The organism is Veillonella denticariosi JCM 15641 (assembly GCF_002959855.1).
In the GTDB taxonomy this organism is placed as follows: Bacteria; Bacillota; Negativicutes; order Veillonellales; family Veillonellaceae; genus Veillonella; species Veillonella denticariosi.
In genome coordinates, this window is sequence record NZ_PPDB01000007.1 from 495,782 (window position 1) to 509,979 (window position 14,198).

Here is a 14,198-nt window from a genome sequence, read left to right on the forward strand (position 1 = left end):
CTCTAAAAGTAGCATTAAACTATCATACCTACTCTACCATAGATTGATAAATCATGCCATATAAATATGTATCATGTAAAAGAGATACATCGTAATGCGTTTAATATGATATACATATTATTTTATAAACCGGACCGATACCAGGATTATATACATAATAAAAGAGGATATGCCTAAGCACATCCCCTTTAAAAATATTCATATGAATTATATCTTAATTGCAATTTATACAAATTTATATAACGAAAGATTAGTATAACGGATATTCCTCACAAAGTGCAGCAACACGTTTACTTGCCTCTTCGTGAACAGCTTTATCTTCAGGATTTTTAAGTACTGTTGCAATAATATCAGCGATTTCTTCCATGTCTTTCACTTGCAGGCCACGAGTTGTAAGCGCCGGTGTACCTAAACGAATACCGCTTGTTACAAATGGACTGGCCGGATCAAATGGAATAGTATTTTTATTACATGTAATCCCTACTTCATCAAGCAAATGTTCCGCTTCTTTACCCGTAAGACCTGTATTACGGACATCAACGAGCATCACATGTGTATCTGTACCGCCGGATACAATAGTTAATCCTTTTTCTTGTAATGCCGCAGCCAACGCCTTCGCATTATCGATGACCTGTTGTGCATATACCTTGAACTCAGGTTGTAAAGCTTCACCAAGAGCAACGGCTTTTGCAGCGATTACATGCATTAAAGGACCACCTTGAATACCGGGGAAAATTGCTTTATCAATTGCTTTTGCGTATTTTTCTTTACAAAGAATCATCCCGCCACGAGGGCCGCGTAATGTTTTATGAGTTGTTGTCGTTACAATATCAGCATACTCTACAGGATTCGGATGTAAACCGGCTGCAACAAGACCTGCGAAATGAGCCATATCCACCATGAAAATCGCATCTACTTCATGTGCCACATCAGCCATTTTTTTGAAATCGATTTGACGGCTGTAAGCACTACCACCGGCAATAATCAATTTAGGTTTTGCTTCCAGGACAATCTTGCGGAACTCATCATAATCGATTTGTTGCGTTTCTGCATCTACACCATAAGGAACTACATTGAAATATGTACCAGACACATTAACCGGAGAACCGTGAGTTAAATGCCCCCCATGGGACAAATTCATACCCACAATAGTATCTCCCGGTTGTAATAGTGCAAAATACACACCGAAATTAGCTTGAGAACCGGAATGAGGCTGTACATTAGCATGCTCCGCACCGAAAAGACGTTTTGCCCGTTCGATTGCCAAGGTTTCGATAACATCGACATTTTCACAACCGCCATAGTAACGTTTACCGGGATAGCCTTCCGCATACTTATTTGTCAATACACTACCTTGAGCTTCCATTACCGCCTGAGAAACGAAGTTTTCAGAGGCAATCATTTCCAATTTGTCACGTTGACGTGCCAACTCCTGATTGATAACAGCTTGAATATTAGGGTCTTGTTTTTCTAAGAAACTCATAAGTATCCTCCTCATGTAAATATATGCGTATAAGGTAACGATGTATTACTTCTCTAAGGCTTTAATCTTTTCCACACGGCGTTCATGACGGCCACCTTCAAAATCCGTTGCCATCCAAATAATAACGATGTCCTTTGCAAGGCCGGGACCGATAACGCGTTCCCCCATAGTCAGAATATTCGCATCATTATGGGCACGACTATATTTTGCGGAAAATGAATCATGACAAAGAGCTGCACGTACACCCTTTATCTTATTAGCCGCGATGCCAATACCGATGCCAGTACCGCAGATCAGAATGCCCCGGTCCATTTCACCGGATACGACGGCGTTAGCTACTGGTACGGCAATATCGGGATAATCACAAGATTCCGATGTATATGTACCGAAATCTTTCACGTCATGACCTAAATCAGATAATAATTCTTTAATCTCTTCTTTTAAATGTAATCCACCGTGATCACAGCCGACAGCAACTTTCATATTTTCATCTCCTATGCTTTCTGAGGCACCGTTTTAAGGCCTTCCTTCACCAAGTGATAAATTTGTTCCGCACATTGATTATACGTGGTTTGATCAGCTCCATAAGGATCTGATACGTCACCGTCCTGACCGCCCCACTCGGAAATGGTTTTAATCTTTTTTTCCTCAAAAGGAAATTGACGAAGCAAAACGGATTTATGATCCTGTGTCATGCCGATAATAAGATCCGCCGCATTCACGAGTTCCATCGTCAACGGGCGCGATTCATGGCCGGAAATATCCGCAATGGAGCGAATGGCAACGACCGCTTCATCTGTCGGTTTTGCACCATAAGCGGCAAATAAACCGGCCGACAAAGTCGTAACATCTTTACCCTGTTCAGCTGCTAAAGCCCTCGCAATGCCTTCTGCCATAGGACTGCGGCATGTATTACCGGTGCATACAAATAAAATATTCATAATAACATCCTTACTCAACCACTTATGTGGCTATTTATACATTATAGCAAATTCATCCAATATGTAAATACATTTTTCTATTAACAGTGGACATTTTTATAAAATTAACAGTAAAATATCATCATTTATAAATGACATGATGGCTCGATGCCTTCTCCATGCGGTTCATGACTGCTACGCCAAAACCGTGCGGTTCTACGCCTTCCGCCAAGATTAGAGTAACATGATTTGCATTAAAATGTAATAGGCTTTTGTAAAAATCATGTCCCAAGGCCAATGCATCCCCATACGGACCAAAGCAGTGGCATTGAAACCGCTCATCCATTCCAATAAGAGCATGTGTTTCATAGCTCACTAAACAGCCGATAGGTCCCTTGTAACCTTTTGAAAGTTCTTTAAAAGCCTCGACCACATCTGATGGTTTTCCTACGACCACATACATCGAAGCATCGGGAGCGTAATGCGTATACTTCATACCCGGCGCCTTTGCTTTTGTCGATTCATTGATTAAAGCCGTATCATATATGACAGTAGGCACTACATCCTCCAACATCGATTGGGTAATACCGCCGGGACGTAAAATGATGACTTTGTCATCATGTACTTCAACAACTGTCGATTCTACACCGATTGTACAGGACCCCGCATCTAATATATAAGGGATACGACCGTTCATATCATGATATACATCCTGCGCCGTCGTAGGGCTGGGACGTCCTGAAATATTTGCACTGGGTGCCGCAACGGGTACTCCGGCACGCTTTAGCAAATCACGACATATAGAATGATCCGGGCAACGTAAAGCCACACGTGATAAGCCTCCCGTAGCACGATCCGGTACAAGATCGGATTTCGGCAACGTAATTGTCAAAGGACCGGGCCAAAACGCATCAATCAAAGCTTGTGCCGTTGCAGAAATATTTTGCACTAACGGACGTATACTTTCACCATCAGGCACATGCAAGATTAAAGGATTATCAGAAGGCCGCCCCTTGGCGGCATAGATTTTATCCATAGCCTCGACATCCAGGCCGTTCGCACCTAAGCCATACACTGTTTCTGTCGGTATCGCCACCAATTCTCCGCTTCGCAATGTTTCAGCCAGCAGATCTAAATCTGACCCTGATGGATTAGAGATGATTCTTGTATCCATATTAACCCTCACATATAGCCGTCACCACACGATTATGCCCGCCCAGATCGGCTAAAAACTGAATATTTGAATAATGATTTGTGTCCTGTAACAAATTTTTCACCGCATCGGCCTGATCATAGCCCACTTCAAAAACAATGCGACCCTTGGCCTTAAGATAATCTGAGCACCCCTCGGCGAGAATACGATAGAAGTCAAGTCCGTCTACACCGCCAAAGAGCGCTATATGAGGCTCATTAAGCACATCTTGTGTTAACATCTTTGCATCCCCCGTTCTAATATACGGAGGATTTGATACGATGAGATCAAATTGTTCCTGCTCGCCAGCTAAAGCACTAAACATATCGGACTCCATAAATCTAATGCGATTTTCCTGCCCGAAAGATTCTGCATTTTTCTTCGCTAATGATAATGCATCAGCGGAGATATCGACACCTACACCTGATGAAGAGGGCAAATAGTGTAGCAGACTCAACAAGATTGTTCCCGGTCCTGTACATACGTCGAGAATACGCAAATTTGAATCTTTAGGATATATGTTCAATATATATTCCACCAACGTTTCCGTATCGGGACGAGGAATGAGCACCTTATCATTCACGGCAAATGTAAGGCCCATAAAGTCCTTTTCACCTGTAATAGAAGCCACGCTGTATCCCTTTGCACGCTGCTGAACAAGCGGTCGAAATGCATCGAGCTCCTCCTGAATTAGAGGTTGATCATAATGGGTATACAGATAAATTCGGTCTTTGCCTAAAACGTGAGAAAGCAGTACTTCCCCATCAAGTCGAGGTGAATCCATCTCCTTGCTTTGAAAGTACTGCTCTGTCCACTGGAGAATACGACCGATTGTCCAAATCTCCTTATGCATTTGTATTAGCCTCCTGCATCTTTGCCGCCTGATCAGCCGCATTTAACGCCTGAATAAGCTCATCGAGATCACCGTTTAAAATCGCATCCAGTTTATACAATGTCAAATTAATACGATGATCCGTTACACGGCCTTGCGGATAGTTATAGGTGCGGATACGTTCACTGCGATCACCCGTACCGACTTGACTCTTGCGATCTGCGGCCATACTGGCCGTTGCCTCTTGTTCCGCCTTATCCTGTAATTTTGCACGCAATACACGCATGGCCTTTTCTCTGTTCTGTAACTGAGACCGCTGGTCCTGACAAGCTACGACGATACCTGTCGGCAAGTGCGTAATGCGAACGGCAGACTCCGTTTTATTAATGTGCTGACCGCCGGCACCACTGGCACGATATGTATCGATTTTAAGGTCTTTTTCGTTAACTTCAATATCTACATCTTCCATTTCAGGCAATACGGCTACCGTTACTGTAGATGTATGTACACGACCTTGTGTTTCCGTAGTCGGTACACGCTGTACGCGATGTACACCGGATTCGAATTTCATCTTGGAATAGACGCTATCTCCATCAACGGAAAAAATGACCTCTTTAAAACCGCCCAATTCCGGTTCGTTTGCATCGATAATCTCACAGCGCCAGCCTTGACTTTCCGCATATTTCGTATACATACGGAACAAATCACCCGCAAATAATGCCGCCTCATCACCGCCGGCACCGCCGCGAATTTCTATAATGATGTTTTTATCATCATTAGGATCTTTAGGCAACAACAGAATCTGCAATTTAGCTTCCAGTTCCTCTTTTTGAGGTTTCAACTCTTTCAATTCCTCTTGTGCCATTTCGCGGAACTCTTCATCCATAGATTTATCTTCGATAACTTCCATAGCTTCATCAATGCCAGCTAATACTTTTTTGTAAGTACGGAATGTTTCAACTGTTTCAGATAATTGGGAATGTTGACGTGTCAATTTACGCCATTCATCTTGACGGGCAATCACTTCAGGGTCACTGATGCGCTGCTCAAGGTCCATAAACTTATCTTCAATAACTTGTAATTTATCAACTAACATATTTATTCCTCTTCATATGCTTCAGACTCAGGAGGACGTACCTCTTCCAAAGCGCGTATTGCCACTTCAATCTGATCATCCTCCGGTTCACGGGTCGTCATATACTGTAATGCGAGTCCGGGTTTGACCAGAGCTTTCACAACGGAATTATCACTACGCCCTGCCAATCGAATGAGCTCGTATGCAATACCTGCGACAACAGGCATGAGTAATACTCGACTGACAATACGTTCCACCAGATTAGGCCACCCCAAAAAAGCGAATACGAATATACTCACGACCATGACGATGAGCAGAAAATTCGTACCACAGCGGGGATGTAATCGCGTTTGGTTTCGAACATTCTCTACCGTCAAAGGCAAATCCAATTCATAGGTATGAATCGTCTTATGCTCTGCCCCATGATACTGAAAGACCCGTTGGATATCTTTCGTCAATCCGATGCCCCATATATACAATAAGAATAACACTAATCGGATAATTCCTTCAATGAGATTCAGAATGATATGATTCTCCTGTACACCGGGAATGAATTTCACGATAAACGTAGGCAATGCTAAAAATATGGCAATCGCGAAAATCGTAGAGATTACCATGGTAATAGCAATTTCACTATTTGACATTTCTTCATCTTCATCACCGGCAGCCTTTGCGGAAAAAGATAATGCTTTCATACCGATAACTAACGATTCATAAAGGGCTATACAACCGCGAAGAAATGGTTTTTTCAAGATCGGATATTTGTCACTGATGGATGTAGTTGCTTCTTTTTGCACCACAATAGACCCGGACGGCTCACGTACAGCCGTTGCCGTATAGCCGGGTCCGCGCATCATGACACCTTCAATAACAGCTTGTCCCCCGACAAACTTTTTAATACGTTTTCTGTTCACAAGATCTCCTCTCATAAACAAATATAGGCAGAGCTAACAGCCCTGCCAATACATGCTACATTACAAAACAAATTACTTGCCGTAACGTTTGTTAAATTGTTCAATACGACCACGAGCTTGTGCTGCGCGTTGTTGACCCGTGAAGAACGGATGGCATTTGGAGCAAACGTCTACACGAAGGTCTTCTTTTACAGAGCCAGTTTTGAATGTGTTGCCACAACCGCAAGTTACTGTAGCTTCTTTATAGTCTGGATGAATACCTTGTTTCATTCTATACACCTCTTTCCAGCAATCAATATTATTCTTATAGATTATAGCACGACATATAGTCAAATGCAAGTTGACTGCGGTGCGCTATTCCTTAGATGCTTGCTTCTCTTCGATAGATTCCGCAAGGATAGATTCCAAGTCACTTTCATTGAGAATATCACGCAATGCGATGATTTCCTCAAGAGAAAGAGTAATCCCTTTTTTCATGCTCGTATATTCGCTGTCCCAAGCACGAAGATCGAATTTAGGATTATATTTTCCCCAACTTGTACAAGTTAATTGTTTTTTCCAACCATCTTTATCTTCGGACAATGTACCGATAACTTTGAAAATTTCAAAATTAATAACTGCCATGAGTCCTCCTTTCTTACACCTCTGTGTAATATGTATTATCCCTGTCATACGGGATAGATTTATATTTTTAAGATACGGTATATTTTAAACTAATTACATAGGATTGACAATTATTTTTTATAATCACTGTAATCCTCTATGTCAATGGATATTGTTGGCGGCATCACACGACTGCTCAAGTCATCCATTGTGTGCTGCCACTCGGCATTTGCGCTCTCAACAGCGGATACATACACTTCATCTGCACTTTTTACGGAGCCGACCAATGCAGATTCGTCGTTTACATCAAGTACACGACGACGTATGCTGCTGAGCATATAACCGAAAGATTCTTCCGTTTGTACGAGCATAGAGGTTTCCTGTACTAAAGTTTGTCCAATCATACTGGAAAAGTACGTATACCACATGTAGGCCAACTCTTCATCCGGGAACATCCAGTAAACACCATCCTCGGGTACATCCGTAGTCATACCTACCTCTACATAATCACTATGACGCTTGAATGTCAAATAATATGCACCACTTTCACGGAGTGCAGCCCGTCCCAGTTCCGACACGCGGCTATCAAGACAATAAATACCGTCCTGCCCTAATGCCACATCGGTCTGACCGCCGGGCAACAAAATAGATCGCAAGGACAGCCCGTAGTTTAGCACCGTAAATACAGGTAGTTGAGCAAACACACCATGTGGTAACGGGATATAATTAATCGCCTTCCACTCATCACCTACGCGTTCACGCAGACCTACGCGCATCTTCTTGACCTCCGCTTTTCCGTAGACGATTTCATAAGCCCCTAACGGAGCCCACTCACGAATCGATTCCACGCGCTTCTGATTCAAGAAGAATTGTAGCGCCATATTATTTAATCCCAGCTGATTCTGAGCCATCGTAGCAGGTAAAAATAATTGAGCAGTCCCTTCAGGCACTAGATTATGTAGGCCATTGGCCACCTCTTCCACAATATCCTCGGAGGACTGAAACATTCCGACGGTTCCTGTAAAGATGTGATCAAAGTAACTGCGATGAGGCCAATGGTCGATGATTTGAGCCATAGGATACAGGCGAGATAAAATACTGTAGCATACAGGGGATGCCGTATAAAGAACGACCTTTTTGTCTTCATAAGATTGGAGAATTTCCTCCACCATACCGGCATATTCCTCTACATATGCATACAATACAAGTTCACCCGTTCTGCTGTGCGCCTCTATATTTTCACGAACCGGCGTTTCCCATATTGTCCCTACATCCAGTCCTTCAAGAATGCCCGTATCACTGATAAAATCAAATAACTCCACCGTAAAGGACGGACCATAAAGGGCCTGGAACGTTTCCACATCATAGGGAATCGGTCCGAAAGATTCAACTGTGGACTTTTCTGCCAATGCATATAAATCCTCCGCCGTGACACCCCACTCACGCGAGCTGGCGTTTCCTGAAATCAATTGGTCCAGCACCTTAAAACGCATCAATTCATTAACGATATCAATCCCCTCAAGACCATACTTGGCACAGAGGGTTATCATTTGTTCATTATTTGCTTTCATTTTAAACCTTTCCTGCTGACGGGCAAAGATGTTGTAAGAAACATGTTTCACATAACGGCTTACGAGCTTTGCAGACACGGCGTCCATGATAAATCAGCCAATGATGCGCCGCCGCCCATTTCTCCTTCGGAATGGCCTTCTGTAATTTCAATTCCATCTCTTCCGGCGTCTTGGCAACACCTAATTTCAAACGATTACTTACGCGGAACACGTGCGTATCCACAGCGATAGCCGGCGTACCGAACAAGACGGAAACTACCACATTAGCGGTCTTACGTCCGACCCCCGGCAACTGTACCAGTTGATCAAATTCACGCGGTACCTCTCCATGATATTGTTCCACCAGTATATGACATGTGGCAATCAAGTTTTTAGCCTTGGACTTATAAAGGCCGCAATCCTTAATCAATGCCTCCAACTTGGTCACTCCGATTTCCAACATCTTTGCAGGATGATTTAACTCAGGAAACAACCGTTTCGTCACGATATTGACACGTTCATCCGTACACTGTGCGGATAATACCACAGCCACCAGTAATTCAAATTCATTTGTATATGTAAGAGCAGGTTTTGCATCAAAATAATGTTCTTCAAGTAATTTTAATTGCTCCGCCTTAATTGCTTTTGTAACGCGCATAAAACTCTCCTTTCTCACTTGTGAAAGTGTGAATGCGTTCATTGTATATCTTACCATACGTATTCATTTACATCTATGTTATAATGAATCATGCGATTCTAATATAAGATAGAATAATAAAAATAATGCATACATTGTATAGTTTCATCATAATCTATACGATTATATACAAATAACAATGATACACTCGATACTATAAATATTATTGGAGGTCTCTACCATGAGCAATATTAATGATACGATTAAACGCATAAATGAATTAGCGGCAAAGAAAAAATCCGGTCAGAAATTAACACCTGAAGAATTAGCCGAAAAAAAGGTACTCTATGATACATACCTCGCATTTATCCGAGGACAGGTCACAAGCACTTTAGACCGCGTTCAATTTGTAGACTCTGAGACCGGTGAGAGAACAGTACCAAAACAAGCCTTAGATGACTTTGCGAAACGCGCTGATAGTGCAATTAAAGAAAATAAGGATATTCACTAATACATAAAGAGCGTACACATCAATGACTGAACTGCATCCCCAAATTATATCTAATATTTGAGGTCCAGATTAGTCTAATCATAAATGTGTACGCTTTTTTAAGTTATGTATCTAACTGTATATTTCTTAACAACATTAATATTATCTATTGTGGACCCTCCCCAGCAATGATACGTTGAGCCTCTGTATCAGACAAATCATAGTGTAAGAAAGTTTTATAAAAATCTCGAGTTTCTTTCACCAAATCAACATCACCGAATAATTCCGGATGAATCAATTTACCCGCCCAAAGAATTTGGAGCGCCGATTCCGCACTATAACGATCCCAATTAAACGTTCCTACAGGATTACTGTATACCCGACCATTCTGAACTGCTTTAAGACTTGCCCATTGAGGGTCATTCATAATTTGTTCAATTCCCTTTCAAGATTGTGTACCGCCGATAATGATAATATCCGGATCGGCCTTAACGATTTCTTCCATAGTGACAACAATTTGAGGACCGCTAGCTGTAATAGCATTTTTACCACCCGCATATCTAATCCATTCATTGATAATCGTTTTATCACCATCAACCTTTAAAAGATTATCTCCACCTACGATATGCAAAACAGACGGACGATCTGCATCGTTGATACTTTTAGTTCTATCCTCAGAAAACTTAATCTTATCATCTAAATATTGAATGTATTGTTTAGCGATTTCCGGTGCCTTACCGCCTAATACATCAGCCGTAATTGTCACTGTCTTACGTAGCCCTTCATAGTCTGCAAAATTGACACGAACCGCCGGAATGCCTGCATTACGAGCCATTTCAATCTGATTTTTATTACTAGCCAATACAACTTGAGGTTTAACCTTTTGAATTTCCTCCATCTGAACATCAGTGCCCTTTACAGGGGCGGGGATTTCCATAATCCGTGGATAAACTTTTGCAAACCAAGGCAAACCTTGTACATTCTTTGTGGTAGATACTAATGTATCAGCACCACCGAGCATTAAAACGACTTGATTATTTGCATGCCATAAATCTGCAACTTTAGTAATATCCTTTGGAATTATTACTTCTGTACCATCAATATCTTTTACCACACGAGTATCAGATTGATCTCCTTGTGATGCATGCTCCGTGCCACAACCGGCTAACATAAAGACAGCCGTCATTATAACAAATAAAAATAATACTGTACGCTTCATTATTACATTCCTTTCTGACTTAATTGAGGGATTACACAAACCGTACGATTTACAGAATCGCTGTAAAAAAGACTTAACTTCGTCTTATACACGGATTCAAGCTCCTCTAGAGTCACTTCACTGACAGAATCATAAAAATCTATAGTTCCACCACGACATAAACCAACACGACTATTCAATAAGAGTGCCTGTTCAGGCAGATGTGTTGTAAAAACAATAGCATACCCTTGTGTCCGCAGTTGTTCTATTGTCTCTAAAACAACAACCTGATTTCTAATATCTAAGGCAGATGTAGGTTCATCCATAAGTAGTAAGCGCGTATCCTGCAATAACGCACGACCAATGGCCACTAATTGACGTTGACCTCCGCTCAAATCTCGACAAAGCTTATACCGTAAATCAGTAATTCCGAGCATCTCTAAGATAGCATCAGTTCTTTCAAATTCCTCCCGTCCCGGCGATGAAAACGTACCGGTACGTAAAGTAGCACCGAACGATACATAATTTCTCACCGTATAGGCAATATCGGCCCCGATAATTTGAGGCACAAAAGCAATCAATTTGGCACGTTCATGAATCGATGCCGTCAATAAATCTACACCGTTACAATATATATGCCCGTGTCTAACACGATTAAAACACATTAAACAACTCAATAGAGTAGACTTACCAACTCCATTTCGACCTAACACACCGGATTTCACAGAAAATGATAAATCCGTAAAAATATCAGATTTATTCTTATCATATGAGAATGATATAGAGTCTACTACTAATTCGAATGTATCCATTAGAAGTACCTCCGTTGTCTATATAATACCCATGCAAAAAATGGTGTCCCGATAAAACCGCATAAAATACCTAACGGAATTTCAGCCATTGTTAAAGATCGTGCCAATAAATCGGCAATCATCAAAAACGAAGCACTTACCAAGATTGTAGCGGGAATAAGTTTTTATGATCATTACCTACAAGCATACGCGATAAATGTGGAATCACAAGACCTACCCATCCGATTGTGCCGCTTAAACATACTGCTGCGGCCGTAAGTAACGTAGAAACACCGATAATAATGAGCCGTTCGCGACTTACATTTACACCAAGACTTTGCGCTTCCTGATCAGATAAAGATAAAATATTAAGACGCCATCGTAATACTACAATAGCAATTGTTGACACTACGATAATCGGTAGCACATAGAATAGATTGTCCCATGTAACCTTAGAAAGACTGCCTAATTGCCAATATACTATATCCTGCAACTCTGTATCAGGATCGGCAATATATTTTAATAAACCGATGATAGCAGCCATAAATCCGGATACAATGATACCGCAAAGTACGAGTACTATCCGCGATTGGTTTTGAATTAATCTAGGTAATAATAACGTTAAACAAACAGATATAATACCGCCCATAAAAGCTAATATAGCGATACCATATAAAGATAGATGTATCAAAATGCCTACACATGCCCCTACGCTGGAGCCATGTGATACACCGAGTAAATCCGGTGAAACCAATTCATTGCGAAACACGCCTTGATAAGCAGCACCGGATACGGCTAGCGCGATACCGACAGCAATAGCACCTATTACGCGCGGCAGACGAATTTCCATCACCACATTATACATGGATGCATCCCAGGTAATAGGCAACACCAAAAACTTAGAGAACAAAATATTGGCAACTTGATCTATAGGAATGAAAAAACGTCCTATCACCAAAGAAGCTAAAAAAATAGCAATGCATACAACTAACGTTATACACATTATTCGCATATAATGATGCATAAAACTACCTCAACAAACTATAACAATATTCTATGGTCACGTATACTATATTTACTATATTTACTATATTCACTATTTTTACTATACAATACATTTCGCTGTTTGCATAATTAGTTTTAATGATAGACATCTGTAAAAAGCTCCCCAACAAATATGTTGAGGAGCTTTTAAGATAAGCTAAACTTATGATTATAATTTACCAAGGCGTTTCATAGCATTATAAATTTTTGCCGCCAAACCGGTCATCTGAAATTTAGGAATTCCGCAAGCTGCTATGCGAATACCATTTGCTAAGGCAATGACATAAACATGTTCTTTTTTTAGTTCTTCACAGATGGCTGTTCCGGAATCAGTAGGTATAGTAATAAAGAAACCGCCACGATACGGTAACATTGGAAGGCCTACTTGTGCAGCCTCCTGTTTGAATATATCCGCTCTATCACGAATCAACTGATAGTAACAGTTCCGTTCATCCTCATAAGCTTTGAATTTTGCAGGGTCAGCCACAATATTAGCCATTGTACGCATCGCAGGACGACAGATATTAGACCATGTAGCACGACTTGTAGATTTATTGATTTCGAAGAATTCATCTGTAATTTCTTCGTCTACAGAAATACCGATCATAGCGCCTACACGTTGCCCATACATGGTAAAACCTTTAGATAAGCTGTAACAAACACAAGTAAGAATTTCTTTAGGCAAATGACTGAATTTACTGAAGAAGACACGTACCGCCTCCTTCTCACCCGAATAATCAAGATATGCCACATCGATACCCATAATAATATTATTTCGACCGATAACGACAAGTTCCTTCAAAAAGTTAATGATGGAATCCCAGTCCTTATCCTCTATAGAATATCCTGTCGGATTATTCCCCGGTGTATTGAATATAATAAGCACGTTAGTTTGTTTTGCGGCTAATTCTTTAACACGATTTTGAAATGCTTCATGATTAAAGTTATTATGCTCGTCAAATAGTGAATATGTTACAAGAGTGCGACCGTTGTCACTGCAAATCGCACGATATGCACCCCAGTACCAATCGGCAGTCAACACTTCATCACCGGGTTCAGTATAATTATGAACTAAATGATGAATGCCGCCGGTACCACCGGTAGTAGCAATACTGCGAATGTAACCATCCGGTCTGAAATCACCAAAGCATTCTTTTTCGGCAGCTGCCAGAAATTCCGGAATACCTGCAATAGGTGCATATCCTATATATTCCGAGTCAGGCAAACTTAAATATTCTTCTTTTACAGTTTTGAGAAATACGAGTTTTCCCTCTTCATCATAAATGGCCCCCAATGTACCATTAATGACATTCTCACGACCATTTTCCTTAACATCTGCCTGTGCTTGTCCAGCGGTTACAAAGATTACATCTTTAAGTTTTTTACCTTTTGCATGTTTTGCTGCAACACTTGTCATCGCCTACACCATCCTATCTAAAAAGTATTGATATATTCTTATCATACCTAAT

The 14,198-nt window shown here is 41.1% G+C and carries 16 protein-coding genes and 1 pseudogene; 1 reads left to right on the forward strand and 16 read right to left on the reverse strand.

The genetic code is table 11. The annotated features are described in order from the left end of the window. Positions 1–250 precede the first annotated feature (250 nt). The 11 genes from VEHSUH05_RS07845 to nth form a co-directional block, all read right to left on the reverse strand. Positions 251–1,483, reverse strand: a complete 1,233-nt coding sequence (locus tag VEHSUH05_RS07845) for a serine hydroxymethyltransferase (RefSeq protein WP_105091241.1) — start codon at positions 1,481–1,483, stop codon at positions 251–253. 45 nt (positions 1,484–1,528) lie between these two features. Further along, positions 1,529–1,966 (reverse strand): ribose 5-phosphate isomerase B, encoded by a 438-nt coding sequence (gene rpiB, locus VEHSUH05_RS07850; RefSeq protein ID WP_105091242.1) that lies wholly within the window; start codon positions 1,964–1,966, stop codon positions 1,529–1,531. A gap of 11 nt (positions 1,967–1,977) precedes the next feature. Continuing rightward, the gene (locus VEHSUH05_RS07855; RefSeq protein ID WP_038115388.1) at positions 1,978–2,424 is read right to left on the reverse strand and encodes a low molecular weight protein arginine phosphatase; all 447 of its coding nucleotides are present in this window, start codon (positions 2,422–2,424) and stop codon (positions 1,978–1,980) included. A 121-nt stretch (positions 2,425–2,545) separates the two neighbouring features. After that, positions 2,546–3,577, reverse strand: coding sequence for an L-threonylcarbamoyladenylate synthase (locus tag VEHSUH05_RS07860; protein WP_105091243.1), 1,032 nt, complete (start codon positions 3,575–3,577; stop codon positions 2,546–2,548). Position 3,578: 1 nt separating this feature from the next. After that, positions 3,579–4,448 carry a peptide chain release factor N(5)-glutamine methyltransferase gene (prmC, locus tag VEHSUH05_RS07865; protein ID WP_105091244.1) on the reverse strand — a complete coding sequence of 290 codons (870 nt, stop codon included), beginning with the start codon at positions 4,446–4,448 and terminating at the stop codon, positions 3,579–3,581. Then, the gene (gene prfA / locus VEHSUH05_RS07870; protein ID WP_038115394.1) at positions 4,441–5,523 is read right to left on the reverse strand and encodes a peptide chain release factor 1; all 1,083 of its coding nucleotides are present in this window, start codon (positions 5,521–5,523) and stop codon (positions 4,441–4,443) included. Before prfA ends, prmC begins: the two co-directional genes overlap by 8 nt. Before the next feature lie 2 nt (positions 5,524–5,525). Beyond that, entirely contained in the window at positions 5,526–6,431 is a 906-nt protein-coding gene (locus VEHSUH05_RS07875; protein WP_105091245.1) for a DUF1385 domain-containing protein, read from the reverse strand. A 57-nt stretch (positions 6,432–6,488) separates the two neighbouring features. Next, positions 6,489–6,686, reverse strand: a complete 198-nt coding sequence (gene rpmE, locus VEHSUH05_RS07880) for a 50S ribosomal protein L31 (protein ID WP_004696185.1) — start codon at positions 6,684–6,686, stop codon at positions 6,489–6,491. Between the two features lie 84 nt (positions 6,687–6,770). Continuing rightward, entirely contained in the window at positions 6,771–7,040 is a 270-nt protein-coding gene (locus VEHSUH05_RS07885; protein ID WP_038115399.1) for a YdbC family protein, read from the reverse strand. A 110-nt stretch (positions 7,041–7,150) separates the two neighbouring features. Further along, entirely contained in the window at positions 7,151–8,590 is a 1,440-nt protein-coding gene (locus tag VEHSUH05_RS07890; RefSeq protein ID WP_105091246.1) for a hypothetical protein, read from the reverse strand. 1 nt (position 8,591) lies between these two features. Then, positions 8,592–9,227, reverse strand: coding sequence for an endonuclease III (nth, locus tag VEHSUH05_RS07895; protein ID WP_038115402.1), 636 nt, complete (start codon positions 9,225–9,227; stop codon positions 8,592–8,594). A gap of 220 nt (positions 9,228–9,447) precedes the next feature. Between nth and VEHSUH05_RS07900 the strand changes: the two genes are divergently transcribed. Continuing rightward, entirely contained in the window at positions 9,448–9,717 is a 270-nt protein-coding gene (locus VEHSUH05_RS07900) for a DUF896 domain-containing protein (RefSeq protein WP_038115405.1), read from the forward strand. A 145-nt stretch (positions 9,718–9,862) separates the two neighbouring features. On the opposite strand, the gene VEHSUH05_RS09335 is transcribed toward VEHSUH05_RS07900, so the two are convergent. The 5 genes and pseudogenes from VEHSUH05_RS09335 to VEHSUH05_RS07920 form a co-directional block, all read right to left on the reverse strand. Continuing rightward, a complete protein-coding gene (locus VEHSUH05_RS09335) occupies positions 9,863–10,123 on the reverse strand; it encodes a hypothetical protein (protein ID WP_218017164.1) in 261 nt (86 codons plus the stop codon). An 18-nt stretch (positions 10,124–10,141) separates the two neighbouring features. Beyond that, positions 10,142–10,915 carry an ABC transporter substrate-binding protein gene (locus VEHSUH05_RS07905; RefSeq protein ID WP_218017165.1) on the reverse strand — a complete coding sequence of 258 codons (774 nt, stop codon included), beginning with the start codon at positions 10,913–10,915 and terminating at the stop codon, positions 10,142–10,144. A 2-nt stretch (positions 10,916–10,917) separates the two neighbouring features. Then, on the reverse strand, positions 10,918–11,706 hold the full coding sequence (locus VEHSUH05_RS07910) for an ABC transporter ATP-binding protein (protein WP_054673630.1): 789 nt from the start codon (positions 11,704–11,706) through the stop codon (positions 10,918–10,920). Further along, positions 11,706–12,709: pseudogene (locus VEHSUH05_RS07915) on the reverse strand (FecCD family ABC transporter permease). The gene VEHSUH05_RS07910 and the pseudogene VEHSUH05_RS07915 overlap by 1 nt, the downstream one beginning before the upstream one ends. A gap of 189 nt (positions 12,710–12,898) precedes the next feature. Next, positions 12,899–14,146 (reverse strand): pyridoxal phosphate-dependent aminotransferase, encoded by a 1,248-nt coding sequence (locus VEHSUH05_RS07920; RefSeq protein WP_105091247.1) that lies wholly within the window; start codon positions 14,144–14,146, stop codon positions 12,899–12,901. Positions 14,147–14,198 lie beyond the last annotated feature (52 nt).

Excerpts from the sequence above, each read along its gene's own strand:
- VEHSUH05_RS07905 (WP_218017165.1), bottom strand. The coding sequence starts at position 10,915 with ATGAAGCGTACAGTATTATTTTTATTTGTTATAATGACGGCTGTCTTT.
- VEHSUH05_RS07845 (WP_105091241.1), bottom strand. The coding sequence starts at position 1,483 with ATGAGTTTCTTAGAAAAACAAGACCCTAATATTCAAGCTGTTATCAAT.
- VEHSUH05_RS07920 (WP_105091247.1), bottom strand. The coding sequence starts at position 14,146 with ATGACAAGTGTTGCAGCAAAACATGCAAAAGGTAAAAAACTTAAAGAT.
- VEHSUH05_RS07900 (WP_038115405.1), top strand. The coding sequence starts at position 9,448 with ATGAGCAATATTAATGATACGATTAAACGCATAAATGAATTAGCGGCA.
- VEHSUH05_RS07875 (WP_105091245.1), bottom strand. The coding sequence starts at position 6,431 with ATGAGAGGAGATCTTGTGAACAGAAAACGTATTAAAAAGTTTGTCGGG.
- VEHSUH05_RS07860 (WP_105091243.1), bottom strand. The coding sequence starts at position 3,577 with ATGGATACAAGAATCATCTCTAATCCATCAGGGTCAGATTTAGATCTG.
- rpiB (WP_105091242.1), bottom strand. The coding sequence starts at position 1,966 with ATGAAAGTTGCTGTCGGCTGTGATCACGGTGGATTACATTTAAAAGAA.
- VEHSUH05_RS07890 (WP_105091246.1), bottom strand. The coding sequence starts at position 8,590 with ATGAAAGCAAATAATGAACAAATGATAACCCTCTGTGCCAAGTATGGT.
- nth (WP_038115402.1), bottom strand. The coding sequence starts at position 9,227 with ATGCGCGTTACAAAAGCAATTAAGGCGGAGCAATTAAAATTACTTGAA.
- VEHSUH05_RS07885 (WP_038115399.1), bottom strand. The coding sequence starts at position 7,040 with ATGGCAGTTATTAATTTTGAAATTTTCAAAGTTATCGGTACATTGTCC.
- VEHSUH05_RS09335 (WP_218017164.1), bottom strand. The coding sequence starts at position 10,123 with ATGAATGACCCTCAATGGGCAAGTCTTAAAGCAGTTCAGAATGGTCGG.
- VEHSUH05_RS07855 (WP_038115388.1), bottom strand. The coding sequence starts at position 2,424 with ATGAATATTTTATTTGTATGCACCGGTAATACATGCCGCAGTCCTATG.
- prfA (WP_038115394.1), bottom strand. The coding sequence starts at position 5,523 with ATGTTAGTTGATAAATTACAAGTTATTGAAGATAAGTTTATGGACCTT.
- rpmE (WP_004696185.1), bottom strand. The coding sequence starts at position 6,686 with ATGAAACAAGGTATTCATCCAGACTATAAAGAAGCTACAGTAACTTGC.
- VEHSUH05_RS07910 (WP_054673630.1), bottom strand. The coding sequence starts at position 11,706 with ATGGATACATTCGAATTAGTAGTAGACTCTATATCATTCTCATATGAT.
- prmC (WP_105091244.1), bottom strand. The coding sequence starts at position 4,448 with ATGCATAAGGAGATTTGGACAATCGGTCGTATTCTCCAGTGGACAGAG.